This window comes from Clostridium sp. 'White wine YQ', from assembly GCF_028728205.1.
In the GTDB taxonomy this organism is placed as follows: Bacteria; Bacillota; Clostridia; order Clostridiales; family Clostridiaceae; genus Clostridium_T.
Genome location: NZ_JAQYUU010000001.1, coordinates 1,631,468 through 1,649,459, shown reverse-complemented (window position 1 = coordinate 1,649,459; position 17,992 = coordinate 1,631,468). Strand labels below are relative to the sequence as shown.

At 30.9% G+C, this 17,992-nt stretch carries 17 protein-coding genes and 1 other annotated feature; of the genes, 14 read left to right on the top strand and 3 right to left on the bottom strand.

Features of this window, described 5'->3' with window-relative positions:
• Together PTZ02_RS08255 and PTZ02_RS08250 are read left to right on the top strand one after the other, a co-directional pair.
• Entirely contained in the window at positions 1-726 is a 726-nt protein-coding gene (locus tag PTZ02_RS08255; protein WP_274227312.1) for a flagellar motor protein MotB, read from the top strand.
• A gap of 19 nt (positions 727-745) precedes the next feature.
• A complete protein-coding gene (locus tag PTZ02_RS08250; protein WP_274227311.1) occupies positions 746-1,225 on the top strand; it encodes a MarR family winged helix-turn-helix transcriptional regulator in 480 nt (159 codons plus the stop codon).
• Between the two features lie 85 nt (positions 1,226-1,310).
• Here the strand turns inward: PTZ02_RS08250 and PTZ02_RS08245 are convergent, their stop codons facing one another.
• Entirely contained in the window at positions 1,311-1,883 is a 573-nt protein-coding gene (locus PTZ02_RS08245) for a TetR/AcrR family transcriptional regulator (protein ID WP_274227310.1), read from the bottom strand.
• A gap of 163 nt (positions 1,884-2,046) precedes the next feature.
• Between PTZ02_RS08245 and PTZ02_RS08240 the strand changes: the two genes are divergently transcribed.
• The 4 genes from PTZ02_RS08240 (at position 2,047) to PTZ02_RS08225 (ending at position 7,257) form a co-directional block, all read left to right on the top strand.
• A complete protein-coding gene (locus PTZ02_RS08240) occupies positions 2,047-3,237 on the top strand; it encodes a multidrug efflux MFS transporter (RefSeq protein ID WP_274227309.1) in 1,191 nt (396 codons plus the stop codon).
• Positions 3,238-3,291: 54 nt separating this feature from the next.
• Complete coding sequence (locus tag PTZ02_RS08235; RefSeq protein WP_274227308.1) at positions 3,292-3,936, top strand: MBL fold metallo-hydrolase; 645 nt, start codon at positions 3,292-3,294, stop codon at positions 3,934-3,936.
• Positions 3,937-3,991: 55 nt separating this feature from the next.
• Positions 3,992-4,235, top strand: a binding site (T-box leader).
• Positions 4,236-4,335: 100 nt separating this feature from the next.
• Positions 4,336-6,327: a class I tRNA ligase family protein gene (locus PTZ02_RS08230; protein ID WP_274227307.1), complete on the top strand. Its 1,992-nt coding sequence runs from the start codon at positions 4,336-4,338 to the stop codon at positions 6,325-6,327.
• Between the two features lie 48 nt (positions 6,328-6,375).
• A complete protein-coding gene (locus tag PTZ02_RS08225) occupies positions 6,376-7,257 on the top strand; it encodes a VOC family protein (protein WP_274227306.1) in 882 nt (293 codons plus the stop codon).
• A 60-nt stretch (positions 7,258-7,317) separates the two neighbouring features.
• On the opposite strand, the gene PTZ02_RS08220 is transcribed toward PTZ02_RS08225, so the two are convergent.
• On the bottom strand, positions 7,318-8,130 hold the full coding sequence (locus tag PTZ02_RS08220; protein ID WP_274227305.1) for an alpha/beta fold hydrolase: 813 nt from the start codon (positions 8,128-8,130) through the stop codon (positions 7,318-7,320).
• Positions 8,131-8,300: 170 nt separating this feature from the next.
• Between PTZ02_RS08220 and PTZ02_RS08215 the strand changes: the two genes are divergently transcribed.
• Complete coding sequence (locus tag PTZ02_RS08215; RefSeq protein WP_274227304.1) at positions 8,301-9,317, top strand: Gfo/Idh/MocA family oxidoreductase; 1,017 nt, start codon at positions 8,301-8,303, stop codon at positions 9,315-9,317.
• 40 nt (positions 9,318-9,357) lie between these two features.
• Here the strand turns inward: PTZ02_RS08215 and mtlA are convergent, their stop codons facing one another.
• Positions 9,358-11,493 (bottom strand): mannitol-specific PTS transporter subunit IIC, encoded by a 2,136-nt coding sequence (gene mtlA, locus PTZ02_RS19700; protein WP_443112614.1) that lies wholly within the window; start codon positions 11,491-11,493, stop codon positions 9,358-9,360.
• A 183-nt stretch (positions 11,494-11,676) separates the two neighbouring features.
• Here mtlA and PTZ02_RS08200 point away from each other — a divergent pair, with 183 nt between their 5' ends.
• The 7 genes from PTZ02_RS08200 (at position 11,677) to PTZ02_RS08170 (ending at position 17,971) form a co-directional block, all read left to right on the top strand.
• On the top strand, positions 11,677-12,126 hold the full coding sequence (locus PTZ02_RS08200) for a MarR family transcriptional regulator (RefSeq protein ID WP_274227303.1): 450 nt from the start codon (positions 11,677-11,679) through the stop codon (positions 12,124-12,126).
• A 1-nt stretch (position 12,127) separates the two neighbouring features.
• The gene (locus tag PTZ02_RS08195) at positions 12,128-12,691 is read left to right on the top strand and encodes a flavodoxin family protein (protein WP_274227302.1); all 564 of its coding nucleotides are present in this window, start codon (positions 12,128-12,130) and stop codon (positions 12,689-12,691) included.
• 151 nt (positions 12,692-12,842) lie between these two features.
• Positions 12,843-13,832 carry an HD-GYP domain-containing protein gene (locus PTZ02_RS08190; RefSeq protein ID WP_274227301.1) on the top strand — a complete coding sequence of 330 codons (990 nt, stop codon included), beginning with the start codon at positions 12,843-12,845 and terminating at the stop codon, positions 13,830-13,832.
• Between the two features lie 180 nt (positions 13,833-14,012).
• On the top strand, positions 14,013-14,444 hold the full coding sequence (locus tag PTZ02_RS08185) for a MarR family winged helix-turn-helix transcriptional regulator (protein ID WP_274227300.1): 432 nt from the start codon (positions 14,013-14,015) through the stop codon (positions 14,442-14,444).
• A 119-nt stretch (positions 14,445-14,563) separates the two neighbouring features.
• Positions 14,564-15,931 carry an MATE family efflux transporter gene (locus tag PTZ02_RS08180; RefSeq protein WP_274227299.1) on the top strand — a complete coding sequence of 456 codons (1,368 nt, stop codon included), beginning with the start codon at positions 14,564-14,566 and terminating at the stop codon, positions 15,929-15,931.
• Between the two features lie 105 nt (positions 15,932-16,036).
• Positions 16,037-16,897, top strand: coding sequence for a pentapeptide repeat-containing protein (locus PTZ02_RS08175; protein WP_274227298.1), 861 nt, complete (start codon positions 16,037-16,039; stop codon positions 16,895-16,897).
• A gap of 153 nt (positions 16,898-17,050) precedes the next feature.
• Positions 17,051-17,971: a GNAT family N-acetyltransferase gene (locus PTZ02_RS08170; RefSeq protein WP_274227297.1), complete on the top strand. Its 921-nt coding sequence runs from the start codon at positions 17,051-17,053 to the stop codon at positions 17,969-17,971.
• Positions 17,972-17,992 lie beyond the last annotated feature (21 nt).

Below are 17,992 nucleotides of genomic sequence, written 5' to 3'. Positions count from 1 at the left end.
ATGAAACGTAAAAAAGAACATCATGAAGAACATGTTGATGAAACCTGGCTTCTTCCATATTCGGACATGCTGACACTTCTATTGGCACTTTTCATAGTAATGTTTGCAATGAGTCAAGTAGATAACAAAAAACTCGCAAGAGTAAGTCAAACCTTCAATGCAATTTTTGCTGGTGGTAAAGGTGTCTTGGTGGAAAGTGGCGGAGATACTCCTGGGACAGCTGAAGTAACAAATAGTATAATGGAACAAGACAAGATGGCTGATATTAAAGCAGCCTTAGATGAAGAAATTAAAAGCAATGGATATGATAATCAAGTAAAAGTGAATCTTGGTGCAGAAGGATTAAGTATTAACATTCAAGATACTGTTCTTTTCAATTCAGGTGAAGCGGATGTAATAGAAAAATTTAATCCAGTGCTTTTACAAATATCAAGTATGATAAAAGACTTAGATAATGAGATAAGAATTAGTGGACATACTGATAATATACCGATAAAGAATGCAAAGTTCCGTTCAAATTGGGACTTAAGTTATATGCGTGCCTCAAATGTTATGGAATTTTTCGTTAATAGAGGTAATGTTGCACCTGAGAAATTTTCAATTGAGGCAGATGGTGAATACAGACCTAAATATGACAATTCCACAGCCGAAGGAAGGGCTAAAAATCGAAGCATAGACATACTAGTAGTCCGTAAATATGCGCTAAATGATAAAAAATCAGAATAGTTATTTATGGAGGAAATATATGAGTGAGGTTGAAAGGAAAGAAGCAATAAATACAATAGTTAATTTTCATACAATATTTCAAAAGGAAGTTCTAGATTTATTTCCATACTGGGTTTCAGGACTCAGCCCACTATTATCAAGGGCCCTTATTGAAATATACAATTCTCAAGATATAACTCCGTCTATTTTAAACAAGAGATTATCAATTACAGTTCCGAATACTAGTAGATGTTTACAACAATTGAGCGATTTGGGCTATATAGTTAAAATTAAAGATAAGGCCGATAGAAGAATTACACATATTAAACTTACTGAAAAGGGACTAGCTTTAGTTGGAAAGTCTATTGAAATTATGGAGAGTATATTATTAGAGAAACTAAGTGTATTAGAAGTGGGTGAGATTGTTAAGCTTTCGGAGGCATTTACAACAATCAAAGATTTACTTGAAAAGATAGGTAAGTCTAGCCCTAAAATATACGAAGATAAAAAAGCATTTTAAATATGTAAATTAAGTTATTAAGGCTGCATTATATAGTTTATAATGCAGCCTTAATTCATTTTTAGGTAGTCAAATTAATATTGCACTACCTATTTATATTATTCACTTGTATAGATAAAATAAAATCATCAATCATAATCTTAAAGCTTTCTTCAATGCTAACTGGTCCTTGCAAATATCCTACTGAATGTAGTGTAACGAAACCGTGTAGCAGGCTTCTTAATATTCTACTTTTATGAACTTGAAGCTCATCGTCTTTAACGTAATAGCTTAAAATTTGATGGACTATATTCTTAGTTTCGTTAGCTAAATTTATAACTTCTTCATCTCTAGTCTCTGGTATATTTGTAAAAAGCCAATAGGCAGTTTTATTTTTCAGGGCAAAATCCCTATATGAATTAGCAAATTCCCTAATGGCATCTTCGCCACTTCTCCCAATTAATTTTTGCATTAATGTAATATTAAATTTTTTTAAAAGATATATGGTCATTTTTGTTTTAAGATCATCCATATTAGTAAAATGATTATATAATGAAGGATATTTTATACCCAATTTCTCAGCAATTTTAGGAAAAGTAACTTTACTAAGACCAATCTCATCAGCTAATGAGAAGGAAACTTCTATTATTTTCTCTTTGGTTAAATTACGTTTCTGCATACCCTATCTCTCCTTGTAATTTCAAAGTATAGGAATAGTTTAACATTATATAATGTATTAATCAAACTATAAATAATAGTTTACAAACTATAAAATATAGTTTATTATTATTTTCAGAAGGAATATATTCTGACTTTGATTTATTTAATGGAGATGAAATATTATGGAATTATGGAAAAGAAACTTAATGGTTTGCTGGTTTGGAATGTTTGTAACTGGAATAGGGATGAGTCAGATTGCGCCTATACTACCACTTTATATAAAACATCTTGGAGTAGGAAATACAAATTCAATTACACAATTATCAGGAATTGCATTTGGAGTTACTTATGTAATATCAGCTATTTTCTCACCAATTTGGGGACAAGCAGCTGATAGGTATGGTAGGAAGCCAATGTTACTTAGAGCAAGTCTTGGTATGGCTATAATTGTTGGATTAATGGGTTTTGCACCAAATGTCTATGTACTTATAGGATTAAGGCTATTGCAAGGAGCAATTACAGGATATAGTACTGCCTGCACTACATTAATAGCTACCCAGACAGAAGAAGCACATGCAGGGTATGCTTTAGGTACACTTTCTACAGCAAATATAGCAGGATCGCTTTTAGGACCAACTATTGGTGGATTTATTAGCGATTATATAGGATTTAAAAGTGTATTTTTTATAACTGGAACATTACTATTTATTGCATTTATTACAACTTTATTTTTTGTAAAGGAGTCATTTAATCCTGAAGATAAAAAGCCTCTTAGCATAAAGGAAGTATGGAATAGCGTACCTGAAAAGGGATTAACTATAACTATGTTCATAACCTTTCTTATTTTAACAATAGCGCTATATACCGTTGAACCAATTATTACAGTTTATATTTCAGAGTTATCTAAGAATGCTAATCATATTGCATTACTTGCAGGTATTACCTTTTCAGCTTCTGGTCTAGCAAATATAATAGCTGCTCCAAAGCTTGGGAAACTTTCAGACAAAATAGGTGCTCATAAAGTTATACTGGTTGCATTAATTGCTGCAGGGATTATTTTTATACCTCAAGCATTTGTAAAAAATCCATGGCAATTAATGATATTACGTTTCTTATTTGGATTAACAGCGGCTGGGCTTATACCTTCTGTGAATATACTGGTGAAAAAAATAACTCCAACATCTCTTACTGGTAGAGTATTTGGGTTTACTACAGCAGCAGGATATTTAGGAGCATTTGCAGGTGCAGTTCTAGGAGGACAAATTGCAGCGTGGTTTAGTTTCAAATATGTTTTCTTTATTACAAGTGCACTGTTATTTATTAATGCAGTATTAGTATATTTAAAGGTGTATAAAAAGCTTGATTTAAATTAGTAATAATATAAAATATAATAAATTTATATGAAATAGAAAGATTGGAGATTTAATATGAAAATTGAATGGTTTGGACAGGCGTGTTTTATGATAACTTCGGAGAATGGAACTAAGGTACTTATGGATCCGTTTAATAAAATGTTAGGGTATGAATTACCTGAAATTGAAGCAGATATAGTATCTACAAGTCATGAACACAAAGATCATAACAATGTTGATGCAGTAAAGAGTAGTTTTGTACTTATTAATAAGTTGGGGGCTTTTAATGAAAAAGGTATAAAAATTAAAGGAGTGGAAACTTTTCACGATAATGAATCAGGAGCTAAGAAGGGAAAAAATACAATATACAATTTTGAAATAGATGGGTTAAATGTATGTCATTGCGGAGATCTTGGACATATTTTATCAGAAGAGCAAGTAAAAGAAATAGGCAAAGTGGATATTCTATTACTTCCTGTAGGTGGTGGATTTACAATAGATGCTTCAAATGCAAATAAAGTAAGGAAGCAACTAAATCCAACAGTTATTATACCAATGCATTATAGAACAAAGGCATTAGGAATACTAGGGCTTGTATTTGCAAAAGTTGATAAGTTTATTAAAGTTTCTGGGCTTAAGTCACATGAATATGCTGAACTTAATGTAAATAAAGAGAATATTAAAGAACATGAAGGTATTGCTGTTCTTCAATATAAGTAATTCAGACTTTAATACCCCTTGACAAAGTTCTTTCCATTTATTATACTTTATAAAAATAAAGGCTATGAAGAGAAGAGTAGTTATTATTGAAACTTACAGAGAGTTCCTATTTTGCTGAGAGGGAATGGTGGATATTTTAATGAAACAAGGCTCGGAGCTGCATACGGATCTTATTTAAAGATAAGTGATGATATGACGTTTGTTCACGTTACAGAACTAGAGTATATTTGTACTTGATAAGGTTAGTATGGCGACATACTAATAAAATAGGGTGGTACCGCGATAGATTCGCCCCTACAAAAATTTATTGTAGGAGGTGTTTTTTTATCGCTTTTTTCATTTATAACATAAATTCATTTTTGAAAGATAAACTAATTATTATTTTAAGGAGTGTTTATTATGGAAGATAGAAAAATAGAAAGACCAGTATTCCCTAAGAAAGCAGTAATAACTTCAGGTATGCCCTATGGAAATAAAGAATTACATTTTGGACATGTAGGAGGCGTATTTGTACACGCTGATACATTTGCAAGATTTTTAAGAGATAGAATAGGTTCTGAAAATGTTATATTTGTATCTGGAACAGATTGCTATGGTTCTCCTATATTAGCAAGTTATAGAAAGATAGTAGATGAAGGGGAATATAGCGGAACTATAGAAGACTACGTTAGAGAAAATCATGAAAAACAAAAAGAAGTATTAGATAAATATGAAATGAGCCTTAATTTATATGGCGCTTCAGCTCTAGACAGAGCAGGAGAAATTCACAAGGAAGTATCAGAGAATATATTTAACAAACTATACGAAGGTGGATATTTAGTTAAATTATCATCACCGCAATTTTATGATCCAGATAAAAAGGTTTTATTAAATGGACGACAAGTTGTAGGTAAGTGTCCAATTGAAGGATGTGCTTCAGAAAAAGGATATGCAGATGAATGTGATTTAGGACATCAATATATGCCTAGTGAACTTATAGATCCTAAAAGTATATTATCAGGGAAAACGCCTGAATTAAAGGATGTTACTAATTGGTATTTTAAGTTAGATGAATATAATAATCTATTAAATGAAGATGTTAATTATTTAAGAAACAATTCAAACTGGCGTAAGTATTTATTAAATACAATTGAAGAGTTTTTAAAACCACCAATTATTTATGTAAAACGTAAGCTGTTAGAAGGAATATCAGATCTTGAAGATAAGCTACCAAAACACACAATAATTGATGAACCCAAAAAACCTTCTATTTCATTTGTATTTGATAATTTAAATGATAGAGATAAGGCAAGAGAAGTATTTGATAAACTAGGAATTAGATTTAGAACCGGCAAAACCTTAGTACCATTTAGATTATCAGGAAATGTTGAATGGGGCATAGAAGTACCAGAAAAAGAAGATTTAAAGGATTTAACCTTCTGGGTATGGCCAGAATCTTTATGGGCACCTATTTCTTTTACAAAAACTTATCTTGAGTCTATTGGGAAAGATAAAGACTCATGGAAGAATTTTTGGATTTCAAAGGATTCAAAGGTATATCAATTTATAGGTGAAGACAATATTTACTTCTATGGAAATGCAGAAATGGCTATGGCACTGGCTTTATTAGGAATAAATAGTTCGGATAAAGTAGAATGGGAAAATGTAAATCTTCCTCATTTAATAGCAAATAATCATTTGTTATTTATGGATAAGAAAGCAAGTAGCAGCGGTAAAGTTAAGCCACCTATGGCAAGAGAGCTATTAAATCATTATACAGCTGAGCAATTACGAATGCATTTTCTAAGTCTTGGATTGGTAAAGAAAAGTGTAAGTTTCATGCCTCAAGCATTTATGAAAGAAGAGGATAAGCAAGGCCCAGATACAGTTTTAAAGGATGGTAATTTATTAACCAATGTATTTAATAGGTTAGCTCGTTCATGTTTCTATACAGCACAAAAATATTATGAAAGTAATATACCAGTTGGAGAAATAAGCAAGGAGATATTAGATGAATCTAGGGATGCTATTTTAACTTATGAAAGATATATGTATAATCATGAATTCCACAGTGTAACTTATGTTTTAGATAGTTATATTCGTAAAATGAATAAGTATTGGGTAAATAATATGAGGATAGCAGAAACAAGTGGAGATGAAAAACTTCGTAAACAAGTGTTAATAGATGCTTTCCATGCAGTAAGAACGACACTTACTTTAATCCATCCTATAGCTCCTAATAGTTCAGAACTACTTAGAGAATATTTGAATGTAAATAACAAACTTTGGAGTTGGGATTATATTTTCGAACCAATATACAAATTTATTGACGAGACAACTAAGCATAGATTAAAATATTTAGAAACAAGAGAAGATTTCTTTGAGAAACATGAGAGTCAATTTGCTAATTAAATATGAATTTCTTTAGTATGGAACTAAAGAAATAAAGGAGAGGTTAATATGCAAAAAATAGTTCCACACTTATGGTATGACAAGGAAGCTAGTGAGGCAGCAGAATTTTATATGTCTTTATTTGAAGGGTCAAGACTAATAGACAAAACCATATTAAATAACACTCCATCTGGAACTGCAGAATTGCTTACAATTGAAATGGAAGGACAGGAATTTATGCTAATATCAGCTGGCCCATATTTTAAATTTACTCCAGCTGTATCATTTGTTATTTCTTGCAGTACTTTAGGAGAGGTTGATAAGTTCTGGAATAAGTTTATTGAAGAGGGTATAGCACTTATGCCTATAGGAACCTATCCTTTTAGTGAAAGGTATGGATGGGTATGTGATAAATATGGTCTTTCATGGCAGATAATGTATGCTAGTGATGCTCAGATAAAGCAAAAAATCACACCAGCCCTAATGTTTGTAGGGGATCAATATGGAAAGGCAGAAGAGGCCATAAATTTCTATACAACTACTTTTAAAAATTCAAAGATAGAGAATATCGATAGATATGGAGAAGGAGATGAATTTAATAAACCAGATACGATAATGCAGGTTAAATTCATTCTTGAGAACCTATCTTTTTCAGCTATGGATAGTGGATATAAGCACAATTTTACCTTTAATGAAGCTATTTCATTTGTAGTAAATTGTGATGATCAAGAGGAAATAGATTACTTCTGGAATAAGTTATCTGCCGTTCCTGAAGCAGAGCAATGTGGTTGGATCAAAGATAAGTACGGGCTTTCATGGCAAATAACACCCACTGTTATGAGTGAAATGATGCAGAATAAAGATGCTCAAAAGATGGCTCAGTTAACTGAAGCTTTTCTTAAGATGAAAAAGTTCGATATAGCAGAGTTAATAAAAGCTTATGAAAGATAATTAATTATTTAAAAAAGCCTAGATAGATTTTATTTATCTAGGCTTTTTTGTTTAGTGAAATTATTCTTCAATAAATTTAACTAATTCCTTATTAAATCTCTCACGTTCATCATAGAAAGATGCATGTCCGCTAAATTCGAAAGGTATGAGTTTTGAATTTTTGATACTTTTATTTTGTACTTCACCTAATTCAAAAGGAACAACTTGATCATGTATTCCATGAATGATTAATGTTGGAACATCTATAGCTTCAAGATCTGAAAATAATACATCTTTTAGCCAAGTATTTGCAATTGCTGCAGTTGACCATCCAGCAGCCTGTAATCCTAATTGGAAGAACCAATCTGAAAAAGCTTCACTTGTATGTTGGAAGAAAAACATGTCTCCAAAACCTTTAAGCATTTTTGGACGATCTGTATATGTTCCTTCAATAAGTTGTAAGACAGTTTCTTTATCAAGACCATAGGGAAAATCTTCTCGTTTAATAAGGCTTGGAGCTGCAGCAGCAAAAAGAGCAAGTTTTGATACACCATGTCCTTTATGCCGTCCCATATATTTAACAGCAATAGAACCACCAGTTGAGTGACCAGCTAGTATAATATCATCTAATTCAAGTGCATCTATTACACACCTAACATCATCTGACAATCTTGCATAATCATAACCCTGGAAAGGCCTATCTGAGTTTCCAAAACCTCTTGTATCAATACCTATACATCTATATCCCATTTGGGGAAGGGTATCAAATTGATATTCAAATAATTTATGACTTCCTGGCCAACCATGTATGAAAAGTATGGTTTTATCTCCTTTGGGATTAATATCCTCAACGTAAATTTTTACATTCGGTTCTACTTTCACATAGTATCCCATTTACAAACTCCTATAAATTAATAATCATTGTGATATTTTATTCTTTGAAAATAAAAATGTGCTTATAAGCTATTGTATAATTTATAAGTAGTATATAATTAATTGTAAGTAATTAATTCCATTATGTATGATAAGAATTTATTTTAATATAAGAATTTAAGGGGGAACTTATGCTTACAATTGGGTATATTGGAAATGGAAAAAGTACTAATAGATATCATCTTCCGTTTGTACTTCAGAGAAAAAATATTAAAGTGAAAACTATATATCAAAGAAATCCTAATCATGAAAGCTGGAGTAGAATTGATGGGGTGAATTATATCTCTAATTTAAGTGAACTACTCAATGATAAGGAGATACAATTAGTTGTAGTTTGCACAAATCATGACAGCCACTATGATTATGCGAAAATGGTGATAGAACATAATAAACATTGTCTAGTTGAAAAGCCATTTATGGAGACATCGGAACAGGCTAAAGAGATATTTTCTCTTGCAAAGGAGAAAGGGCTGATTGTTCAAGCATATCAAAATAGACGTTTTGACAGTGACTTTTTAACAGTTCAAAAGGTAATAGAAGAAGGAAAACTAGGAGAATTACTTGAATTAGAAATGCATTATGACTATTTTCGTCCAGAAATTCCAGAAGGAATAACTAATTTCAATCCTACAGGATCGTACTTGTATGGGCATGGTTGTCATACATTAGATCAGGTAATCAGTTATCTTGGAAAACCAGATAATATTCACTATGATGTAAGACAGCTATTAGGCTCAGGGAGAATGAATGATTATTTTGATCTAGATTTGTATTACGGAATTTTTAAGGTATCAGTAAAATCTAGTTATTTTAGAGTTAAAGAAAGGCCAAGTTTTGTTGTCTATGGGAAAAAAGGGTGTTTTGTAAAAGAGACAAAAGATCGTCAAGAAGAACATTTGAAATTATTTTATATGCCAGAGAATTCTGATTTTGGTGTTGATACAATAAAGCATTATGGGCTACTGACTTATATAGACGAAGAAGGCACAATTCATGAAGAAAAAGTAAAATCAGTTAATGGTGATTATGGAAGAGTGTATGATGATTTATATGAGGCAATTATAAATGGCAAGAGTAAAACAATAACAGATGAGCAGACAATATTATTAATGGAAATATTAGAAACAGGAGTAAGGAATTTAAAATAGCAAAAAGTACTTAGTGAAAAAACACTAAGTACTTTTTATTTTAATCAACTTTGAAGGCACGAACTTCTTCTTCAAGATTGTTAGCCATTTCATTTAGATCTTTTGTAAAATCTAAAAGCTTGCTAATATTTTCTGATTGCTTCTTTGTATTTTCATAAACTTCCTCAACAGATGAGGCAGTTTCTTCGGTAGTAGCAGATATATTTTCTATTGATTTAAGTGTTTCATTATTTTTAACAGTTATATTATTAAGAGAATCATTTGCACTATCAATTCTCTTTGTTATAAGTTCCATTCCAGAATATATTTCATTGAAGGAAACGGCAGCTTCTTGAACTGCATCTGCTTGTTCGTCTACCATATTTCCAGTTTCTAATACCTCGTTAGTTATTTCTTCAGACTTTTGTGTAACATTATTAATTATTTGAGATATAGAAACTGAAGCATCTTTTGATTCACTAGCAAGTTTTCTTACTTCATCAGCAACAACAGCAAACCCTCTTCCAGCTTCTCCTGCTCTTGCTGCTTCAATAGCTGCATTTAATGCTAATAAATTAGTTTGCTCAGCAATTTCTTCGATAATTCTTATTGTATCTTTTACCTTTTGCATATCTAATTTAAGTTCAGTAATTCTATCAGCAGTTTTTTGAGCTGCTTGTTTTACTTCAGAAGATTTGTTTGTCAATATATCAACTGATTTAGTTGCATTTTCACTTAATTGCTTTGTACGAAGTACAGTTTTTGAGATATCACTCATATCATCCTTAAAGGTAGATATGCTATTAGATAATTCGATCATGTTTTCATTACTATGGCTTGTATCATTAGCCTGTTCAAAGACTGCAGAAGTAACTTGTTCCATAGTTGCAGATATTTCGTGGAAAGAAGTGTTAATTCTATCAATGTACTCAGTCATACCGTTTGAATTTTTAATTACTCCATTTGCAGTAGTACTTACTTTTGTAAGCAAGAATCGTATATTTCCTATCATTTCATTAAAGCTCTTCATAACCTTACCAAGTGCACTATTATCATCATGTCCACCGAAAGTTACAAGTAGATTACCATCCTTTGCTTCTTGCATTAATCCAAGAAGTTCTTGTACATTTTCTGTGCCGTGTTCTGACTCTTCGTTATATTCAATACCTTTTCTTTTTATAAAGAAAGATGCCACTAAGAATGAACATATTGTTGATACTATAATGCCTAAAAGAACTGAGAAGAGTTTATCAGATGGTGCCATTTTAATTAATGCAAATATACTTCCAGGTGAAGGGGCACCGGTTAATCCTGCTCCAGTTATTAAAAAGGTAAAGTTTCCGCTTATTCCACCAATGATTACAGCAAGTATTAATGCTGGATTCATAAGAACATAAGGGAAATATATCTCATGTATTCCTCCTAAGAAATGAATGATTATTGATCCAGGTGCAGATTGTTTAACTAGTCCTTTACCAAAGAAAGAATAAGCTAATAAAATTCCAAGTCCAGGTCCAGGATTAGTTTCTAATAAATAGAATATTGATCTGCCAATTTCAGTTACTTGTTGTTCACCTAAAGGCGCTAATATACCATGATTTATTGTGTTATTTAAGAAAAGAATCTTTCCTGGTTCTATAAATAATGATGTTAATGGTAGTAGACCTGCATTTAAGAAAAATTCTACTGCAGATTTAAATATACCTGTTAGTGCATAAACTAAAGGTTCTATACCTAAAAAAGCTAATATAGTAAGAATAACTGATATGATTCCTATAGAAAAGTTGCTTACTAAAACCTGAAGATTTGCAGGTATTTTTCCCTCTACTGCTTGATCATATTTCTTGATTACAAAGCCTCCAAGCGGCCCTATAATCATTGCACCAAGGAACATTGGAATGTTTGCTCCAACAACTACTCCCATAGTTGCAATAGCACCTACAAGGCCTCCTCTAGCGCCAGCAACTAATTTACCACCTGAATATCCAATTAGTATAGGTAGTAAGTAGGAAATCATAGGTCCTACAAGAGTTGCAAGTTTTTCATTTGGTACCCATCCAGTTGCAATAAAGAAAGCTGTAATAATTCCCCATGCAATAAATGCTCCTATGTTTGGCATAACCATTTGTATTAGAAAGTTTCCAAACTTGCTAAATAAGGTTTGCTCTGGTGCGTTTGTTTTTTCGTTTGTTTGCATATTAAGTCCTCCTTTTTCTTTTGTATTTGTTAGGTTTTCCGACATATATAATTTTCGAAAAACCTCTATAAATCTTTATATAATAAGGCTTCCGATAATATATGTAAAATTAAACATTGACGGAAAATAATTTCAATTGTAAACTAGTACTATATAGTACTAGTTTGTTTTGGAGGGAAGTTTATGAATAATAAGTTAGGTGGGTTATGGATTAGTAAAATTAATTTTCTAACAGGAAGGATTTTTACAAAGCAGATTAAAAAGAATAAGTCTTTAAAAATAAACCATTCTCAAGGAAGAATATTGCTCATATTAAGTAAGTTTAATGATATGACTATTATAAATTTATGCGAAGAACTATCTGTAAGCAAATCTACTCTTACTACTATGTTAGATAGATTGGAACTTAATGGGAATATAGAAAAGAAAGTAAATGATTTGGATAAGAGATCTACATTAATTTCAATAACAGAAAAAGGAAGAAAGTACGTTGGAGTATATGAAAGTATAGTAACTAACATGGCGAAAATCTATTATAAAGATTTTAGTGAAGAGGAGATTGAAGAATTTGAAAATTATCTAGCTAGAGTTTATATGAATCTAAAAGACGCAGATAAGGAAGAAGGGGTTTAAAATGGCTTATGTAATTGCATTCATAGGAAGTCCAAGAAAAAATGGTAACGTTGATACCATTGTACAAGAGATTATAAATGGAGTTGAAAGTGAAGGTGGAGTTGTTAAGAAGTATTACTTAAATGATATGAATATAAGGGGATGTCAAGGATGCTTGTACTGTAGAAAAGTACATGATTGTGCTATAAAAGATGATATGAAAGATGTTTACGAAGAAATAAAGAAAGCAGATTATATTGTGATAGGAACCCCTGTATATATATGCCAAGTATCTTCACAAACTAAAGCACTTCTGGATAGACTGTATCCATTAACCGAAATAGTTAAGACAAAACACATTCCTAGATTTGGTAGAAAAAAGTTGATAATGGTATATACTCAAGCAGCCCCTTTTTCATTTTTATTTAAAAGTTATTTTAGGTATACTGCAAAACAATTAAAGGGCATGGGATTAGAACATTTTAAAACTTTAATTGCTACAAAAGCCTTTGAAAAAAGTTCATCTAAAAATAACAAGAATATATTAATGAAAGCTTATAGACTTGGAGTAAATATAGGTAAATAACTTGTAAGGACATTTTGCTTTAATAAATAAACAAAATTTCATACAATAATATTGTTTAATTGAAAAATAAATTCAATTTAAATATTTAAAAAAACTTCATAATATGTTATGTTATTAATAGATATATACGTTGACTTGAGGGGAGAAAAAAATGAAGTTAGTTCTAACAACAGATAGATTAGTTGGTGAGGTTTTAGCAAACCCAATTTACACCGAATATGGAGTAATGTTTTTAAATAAAGGAAATAAACTAACCAGAAGTGCTATATCAAAGCTTAAGAGAATGGGCATTATTACTGTATATATTGAAGATGGCAATGATGAGATTTCGCTGCAAGAGATATTACCTATGCCTGTAAAACTTGATGTAATATCTAGGTTAGCTGAGATATACGAAGAAGTAAAAAAGAAAGAACAAGTAAATCATATTAAAGTGTCGGAAATTGTCACTGATATTATGGATAATATAAGTTTATCGGAAAATGCTACTATGATAAGTAATTTAGCACCAAAGGATGAAATGGTAAAATTAATATTACACTCACTGGATGTAACGCTGTTATCATTGATGGTAGGCATTAGTAAAAGGTATGATGAAAGAAAGTTGTTAAACTTAGGAGTAGCAGCAATATTGCACGATATTGGGAAGCTATTTGTAGAAGGACAAAACCACGTTAGAAAAGGCAAAGATATATTAAAAAGAAATCCATCAATTCCTGTAACAACATATATGGCAGTGTACTATATGTACGAAAGAGAAGATAAATCAGGACTTTTTGGTGCTAATGGTGATAATGTACATGAATATGCTAAAATACTTGGTATTTGTAATGATTACATAAAAGATATTAATGGAGAGAATCCAATGCTTCCTCATGTAGCAATTGAAAAAATCACAACAGATGCAGTGGATAAATATGATAAGGAAATTTATAAATATTTTCTTCAATCAGTTTACTGCTATCCTAATGGATTACAAGTAAAACTTAATAATGGACAAGAAGGTGTAGTTGTTATGCAAAATAAGGGATCAACTACAAGACCTATTTTAGCAGTAAAAAGTGAAAATGGTTATGAGTTCTGTAATTTGGTTCAGTCGGAAAATTTAACGCTCTTTATAGAAGAAGTAATAATGGAATAATACAATGAGAGATCTTATGGTTCAGCATAGAGAATAGGATCTCTCATTAATTCTATACAGAATTATATTAACTATAAAATTATAAATAATTAGAAACTTGACAGTTAGAATTCTAAGTATTATAATGACCTTATCTTATATAGGATTAAGTTATTATTTTTTATTAGGAGATATAGAATTATGGCTGATAAGAAGAGAGAGCTAGCTGCGCCAATTTCATACCTATTTAGAGTGATTAGCATTAAGTTAAAAAATAAAACAGATAGTAGTATTTCAGAGCTGGGGTTAAATGGAGAACAAGGACGCACAATTGGTTTTATTAATGAGCATGAAGGAATAATACAAATAGATTTGGCAGAATTTTTTCATAAGAGAGGTGCAAGCATAACAAGTATGCTTCAAGGACTTGAAAAGAAAGGGTATATCGAAAGAAGAATTCCCAAAGACAATGAGAGGGAAAAAAGATTATATGTTATGCCAAAAGGAAAAGAGTTAATTGAAACATTTAATAAAAGGTTTGAAGAGATAGAAGGGGAAGTTACAGCTAATCTTACAGAAGAGGAAGCTGAAACATTAATGAGATTGCTTACTAAAATAAACAAAAATCTGTAATTACTATATGTAATATAGATTTTGTACATTTGCTTTATATCTATATTAATAAATGCTACACAAATAGTTAGAATTCTAATAGTTCGCAATCGAACAGTTTAAACAGGAGGTATTTTGTAATGGAAAATATTAATGAAAAATCAGATCAATTTTATTTAGAAAAAGCACCAATGGGTAAAGCTATAATGCACCTATCAATACCTATGATGCTAGGAATGTCTATAGGAGCAATTTATAATATTATAAATGCATTTTTTATAGGGCTAACTCATGATTCAATTATGCTATCAGCTATAACCTTTGGACTTCCAGTAATGACTTTGTTAATGGCACTAGGAAGCATTTGGGGAGTAGGTGGAGGGACCTATATTTCAAGATTATTTGGAGCCAAAGAAACTGAAAAAATTAAAAATGTATCTGCTTTTGTACTATATGGAAGTATGATATTTGGAGTATCCGTAGCGATTTTATGTATGATATTTATAAATCAAATTACAAGCATTGTTGGTGCTGACGTAAAAGCATTTAGTGCAACAAAAAATTATATATCATTTCTTTTTTTAGCAACACCTTTTCTAGTAGCTAATTTTACTCTTGAACAAATTGTTAGAGGAGAGGGAGCTGCGAAGGAATCTATGAATGGGATAATCATAGGGACTATAGCGAATTTAATATTTGATGTACTTCTAATTTTAGTTCTTAATCTTAATGTTATCGGGGCTGCTTTAGCCTTTGCATTATCAAATTTATGTTCTTTAATTTATTATATTTGGTATCTTCAAACAAAGAGTCAAAACATAGATTTATCTTTTAAATATTTCTCTTTTGATAAACAAATCATAAAAGAGGTTTTTAGTATTGGAATTTCAGATTTTCTAATGACGAGTTTCTTGATTGTTACCTCATTATTACTTAATAATTTTGCAGTACGTTATGGGGATAACGTAATTGCTGCATTTGGAGTATCTCTTCGTATAGTACAACTCCCTGAATTTTTATGTATGGGATTATTTATGGGCATTACTCCTTTAATAGGATATTCCTTTGGAGCTAATAACAAAAAACGATTGGAAAGTGCAATGAAGCAGACAGCTATTGCAATTGCATTAATTGTAGGTGTTTTTTCATCAGCAGTTTATATTTTTAGAAAAGATGTTTTCTCATTATTTGCATCAGATAAAAGTCTTATAGGAATTGGAATATATATTTTAAGTGTTATGCTAATATCTACTTTATTTAATGGATTTACTGGGTTAATTACAAGTTATTTTCAAGCAACAGGAAAAGCCAAAAAGGCACTTATTATGTCTATTTCACAAGGAACATTATTTATTCCAACAATTATAATTGCAAATTCATTGATTGGACTTCACGGAATAATTTTCTCAATGACTATTGCAGAGTTTATTACATTTTTATTAGGGATATTCTTATATTTTTATAAAAAAGACAGAGAGGGTAATTTAGATTTTGCAATCCAAGAATAATTAAAGATATTTATAATCCTATTGTTGAATCCTCAAGTTATGAGGATTCTTATTTTTTGTGATATACTATAGATATTTGTAGGGATTGTAGTAGAGGTAATTAAAATGAAAAATAATAATGAAAATATAAAAATTGAAGTTATGAATAATGAAAATCTTAAGGCTGATTGTGAGAAATGTTTTGGTTTTTGCTGCGTTGCTCTATATTTTTCAGCTTCCGAAGGGTTTCCTGAAAATAAGGATGCAGGAAAGCCATGTATAAACTTACAATCAGATTTTCGATGTAAAGTTCATAAGGAACTTAAGAAAAAAGGATTAAAGGGATGCATGGCATATGATTGTTTTGGAGCTGGTCAAAAGGTTGCACAAGTCACTTATGAGGGAAATGATTGGAGAAAGAATCCTGAATCATCTAAAGAAATGTATGAGTGTTTTTTGATTATGAGGCAGATACATGAAATGTTATGGTATTTAACAGAAGCATCATCACAAGAAGTATCCAGTGAGCTTAAGTTCGAGATAAAGTCAATAATAGATAAGACTGAGGAACTCACTTTATTAAAGCCGGACGCTCTTCTAAAATTAGATTTAGTAATGTATAGAGTTGGTGTAAATAAATTACTTAAGAGGGTGAGTGAACAAGTAAGGAAAAAATATTATTCAGTGAAAAAAACTCCTTTAAAAGGGAAGAGGATTTTTGGAGGAGGATTAGATCTTGTTGGTAAAGATCTTAGAAAAAAGGATTTACGTGGAGAAGATTTAAGCGGAGCGTTTCTTATTGCTGCAAATCTTAGAGGTGTAGATTTAAGTGGAGCAGATCTAATTGGTGCAGATTTAAGAGATGCTGATATTAGTGGAACCAATCTTTCAAAGAGTGTATTTCTTACACAAGGGCAGATAAATGCTGCAAAAGGGGATAGTAGTACTAGGCTTCCTAAATTACTTACTAAACCTTCACATTGGTAGAAATAATGTATTGGACATTTTGCTTATTTTTTAGGCAAGATGTCCTTTTATTATATGTAAAGAATAATATAGAAATATTTTTTCTATTGTAAGGAGACTTATTTAAATATTAAAATTAAGATGAAGTATTAATGTAGCGGATGGTGAAGATATATGAAAATAGAATACTTGAGTAATGAGAGAATAGATGAATTTATTGCATATTGTAAGAAACATAAAAATGAAGTAGATGAATCTTTTTTATATGATGAAGACCTAAAGGAATTTAAACCTAATGAAGATAACCCAACTTTTATAATTACAAATGAAGAAAATAAGATAGTAGCAACAGCTTCTTTAGTAATTACTAGTTATTATAGAAAGGGAAAAAGAGCAGCTTTTAGAATATTCCATTCAGAAGTAGATGATCTAAAGTATTATAAAATGCTTATGGAGGCTGTAATAAAACAGGCAAAAGATTTAGAAAAAGTATTTGTTTTTGTACCTATAATAAACAAAAAACTTATAGGAGTTATGGAAGAACTAAAGTTTACTGTACAGAGATATTCATTTTTTCTAGTAAGAAAAGAGATGGAAGTGCCAGATTTCATAATACCAGAAGACTATGAAATTAGACCATTTAGAGTAGGAATAGATGAAGAAGTTTGGTGTGAGATTAGAAATAGTGGATTCTCAAAGCTTAAAGGAAGTGAAACACCTATGCATCCAGAAATGCTTAAAGAGATGACTTCTGGAAGTTCTTATTTAGAAGGCGGCTTAATGATACTATATCACAAAGATAGACCAGTTGGAGTTGTTAGGGGAGGAAATGATATATATGAAGGAGTATCAGTTATGGACATAGGGCCACTTGCTTTGATTCCTGAATATCAAGGGAAAGGTCTTGGAAGAATACTACTTAGAGCTGCAATGAAGTTTGCCAAAGAAAAGAATTTTGAGGGGACAGTGCTTTGTGTAAATGCAGATAATGAAAGGGCAAAGACCTTATATATCAACGAAGGCTTTAAGCAAGTTGAAGCAGTTGTTTGTTATGAATACTACTTGCAGGTAAACAATTCATATGATAAGCTATAACGATAATAAAGAAGAAATTAT

What these genes read in the sequence shown, in the direction of transcription:
- PTZ02_RS08235 (WP_274227308.1), top strand. Translation starts at nt 3,292, where the DNA reads ATGAAAATTGAATGGTTTGGACAGGCGTGTTTTATGATAACTTCGGAG.
- PTZ02_RS08255 (WP_274227312.1), top strand. Translation starts at nt 1, where the DNA reads ATGAAACGTAAAAAAGAACATCATGAAGAACATGTTGATGAAACCTGG.
- PTZ02_RS08220 (WP_274227305.1), bottom strand. Translation starts at nt 8,130, where the DNA reads ATGGGATACTATGTGAAAGTAGAACCGAATGTAAAAATTTACGTTGAG.
- PTZ02_RS08170 (WP_274227297.1), top strand. Translation starts at nt 17,051, where the DNA reads ATGAAAATAGAATACTTGAGTAATGAGAGAATAGATGAATTTATTGCA.
- PTZ02_RS08185 (WP_274227300.1), top strand. Translation starts at nt 14,013, where the DNA reads ATGGCTGATAAGAAGAGAGAGCTAGCTGCGCCAATTTCATACCTATTT.
- PTZ02_RS08215 (WP_274227304.1), top strand. Translation starts at nt 8,301, where the DNA reads ATGCTTACAATTGGGTATATTGGAAATGGAAAAAGTACTAATAGATAT.
- mtlA (WP_443112614.1), bottom strand. Translation starts at nt 11,493, where the DNA reads ATGCAAACAAACGAAAAAACAAACGCACCAGAGCAAACCTTATTTAGC.
- PTZ02_RS08230 (WP_274227307.1), top strand. Translation starts at nt 4,336, where the DNA reads ATGGAAGATAGAAAAATAGAAAGACCAGTATTCCCTAAGAAAGCAGTA.
- PTZ02_RS08175 (WP_274227298.1), top strand. Translation starts at nt 16,037, where the DNA reads ATGAAAAATAATAATGAAAATATAAAAATTGAAGTTATGAATAATGAA.
- PTZ02_RS08240 (WP_274227309.1), top strand. Translation starts at nt 2,047, where the DNA reads ATGGAATTATGGAAAAGAAACTTAATGGTTTGCTGGTTTGGAATGTTT.
- PTZ02_RS08225 (WP_274227306.1), top strand. Translation starts at nt 6,376, where the DNA reads ATGCAAAAAATAGTTCCACACTTATGGTATGACAAGGAAGCTAGTGAG.
- PTZ02_RS08245 (WP_274227310.1), bottom strand. Translation starts at nt 1,883, where the DNA reads ATGCAGAAACGTAATTTAACCAAAGAGAAAATAATAGAAGTTTCCTTC.
- PTZ02_RS08180 (WP_274227299.1), top strand. Translation starts at nt 14,564, where the DNA reads ATGGAAAATATTAATGAAAAATCAGATCAATTTTATTTAGAAAAAGCA.
- PTZ02_RS08200 (WP_274227303.1), top strand. Translation starts at nt 11,677, where the DNA reads ATGAATAATAAGTTAGGTGGGTTATGGATTAGTAAAATTAATTTTCTA.
- PTZ02_RS08190 (WP_274227301.1), top strand. Translation starts at nt 12,843, where the DNA reads ATGAAGTTAGTTCTAACAACAGATAGATTAGTTGGTGAGGTTTTAGCA.
- PTZ02_RS08250 (WP_274227311.1), top strand. Translation starts at nt 746, where the DNA reads ATGAGTGAGGTTGAAAGGAAAGAAGCAATAAATACAATAGTTAATTTT.
- PTZ02_RS08195 (WP_274227302.1), top strand. Translation starts at nt 12,128, where the DNA reads ATGGCTTATGTAATTGCATTCATAGGAAGTCCAAGAAAAAATGGTAAC.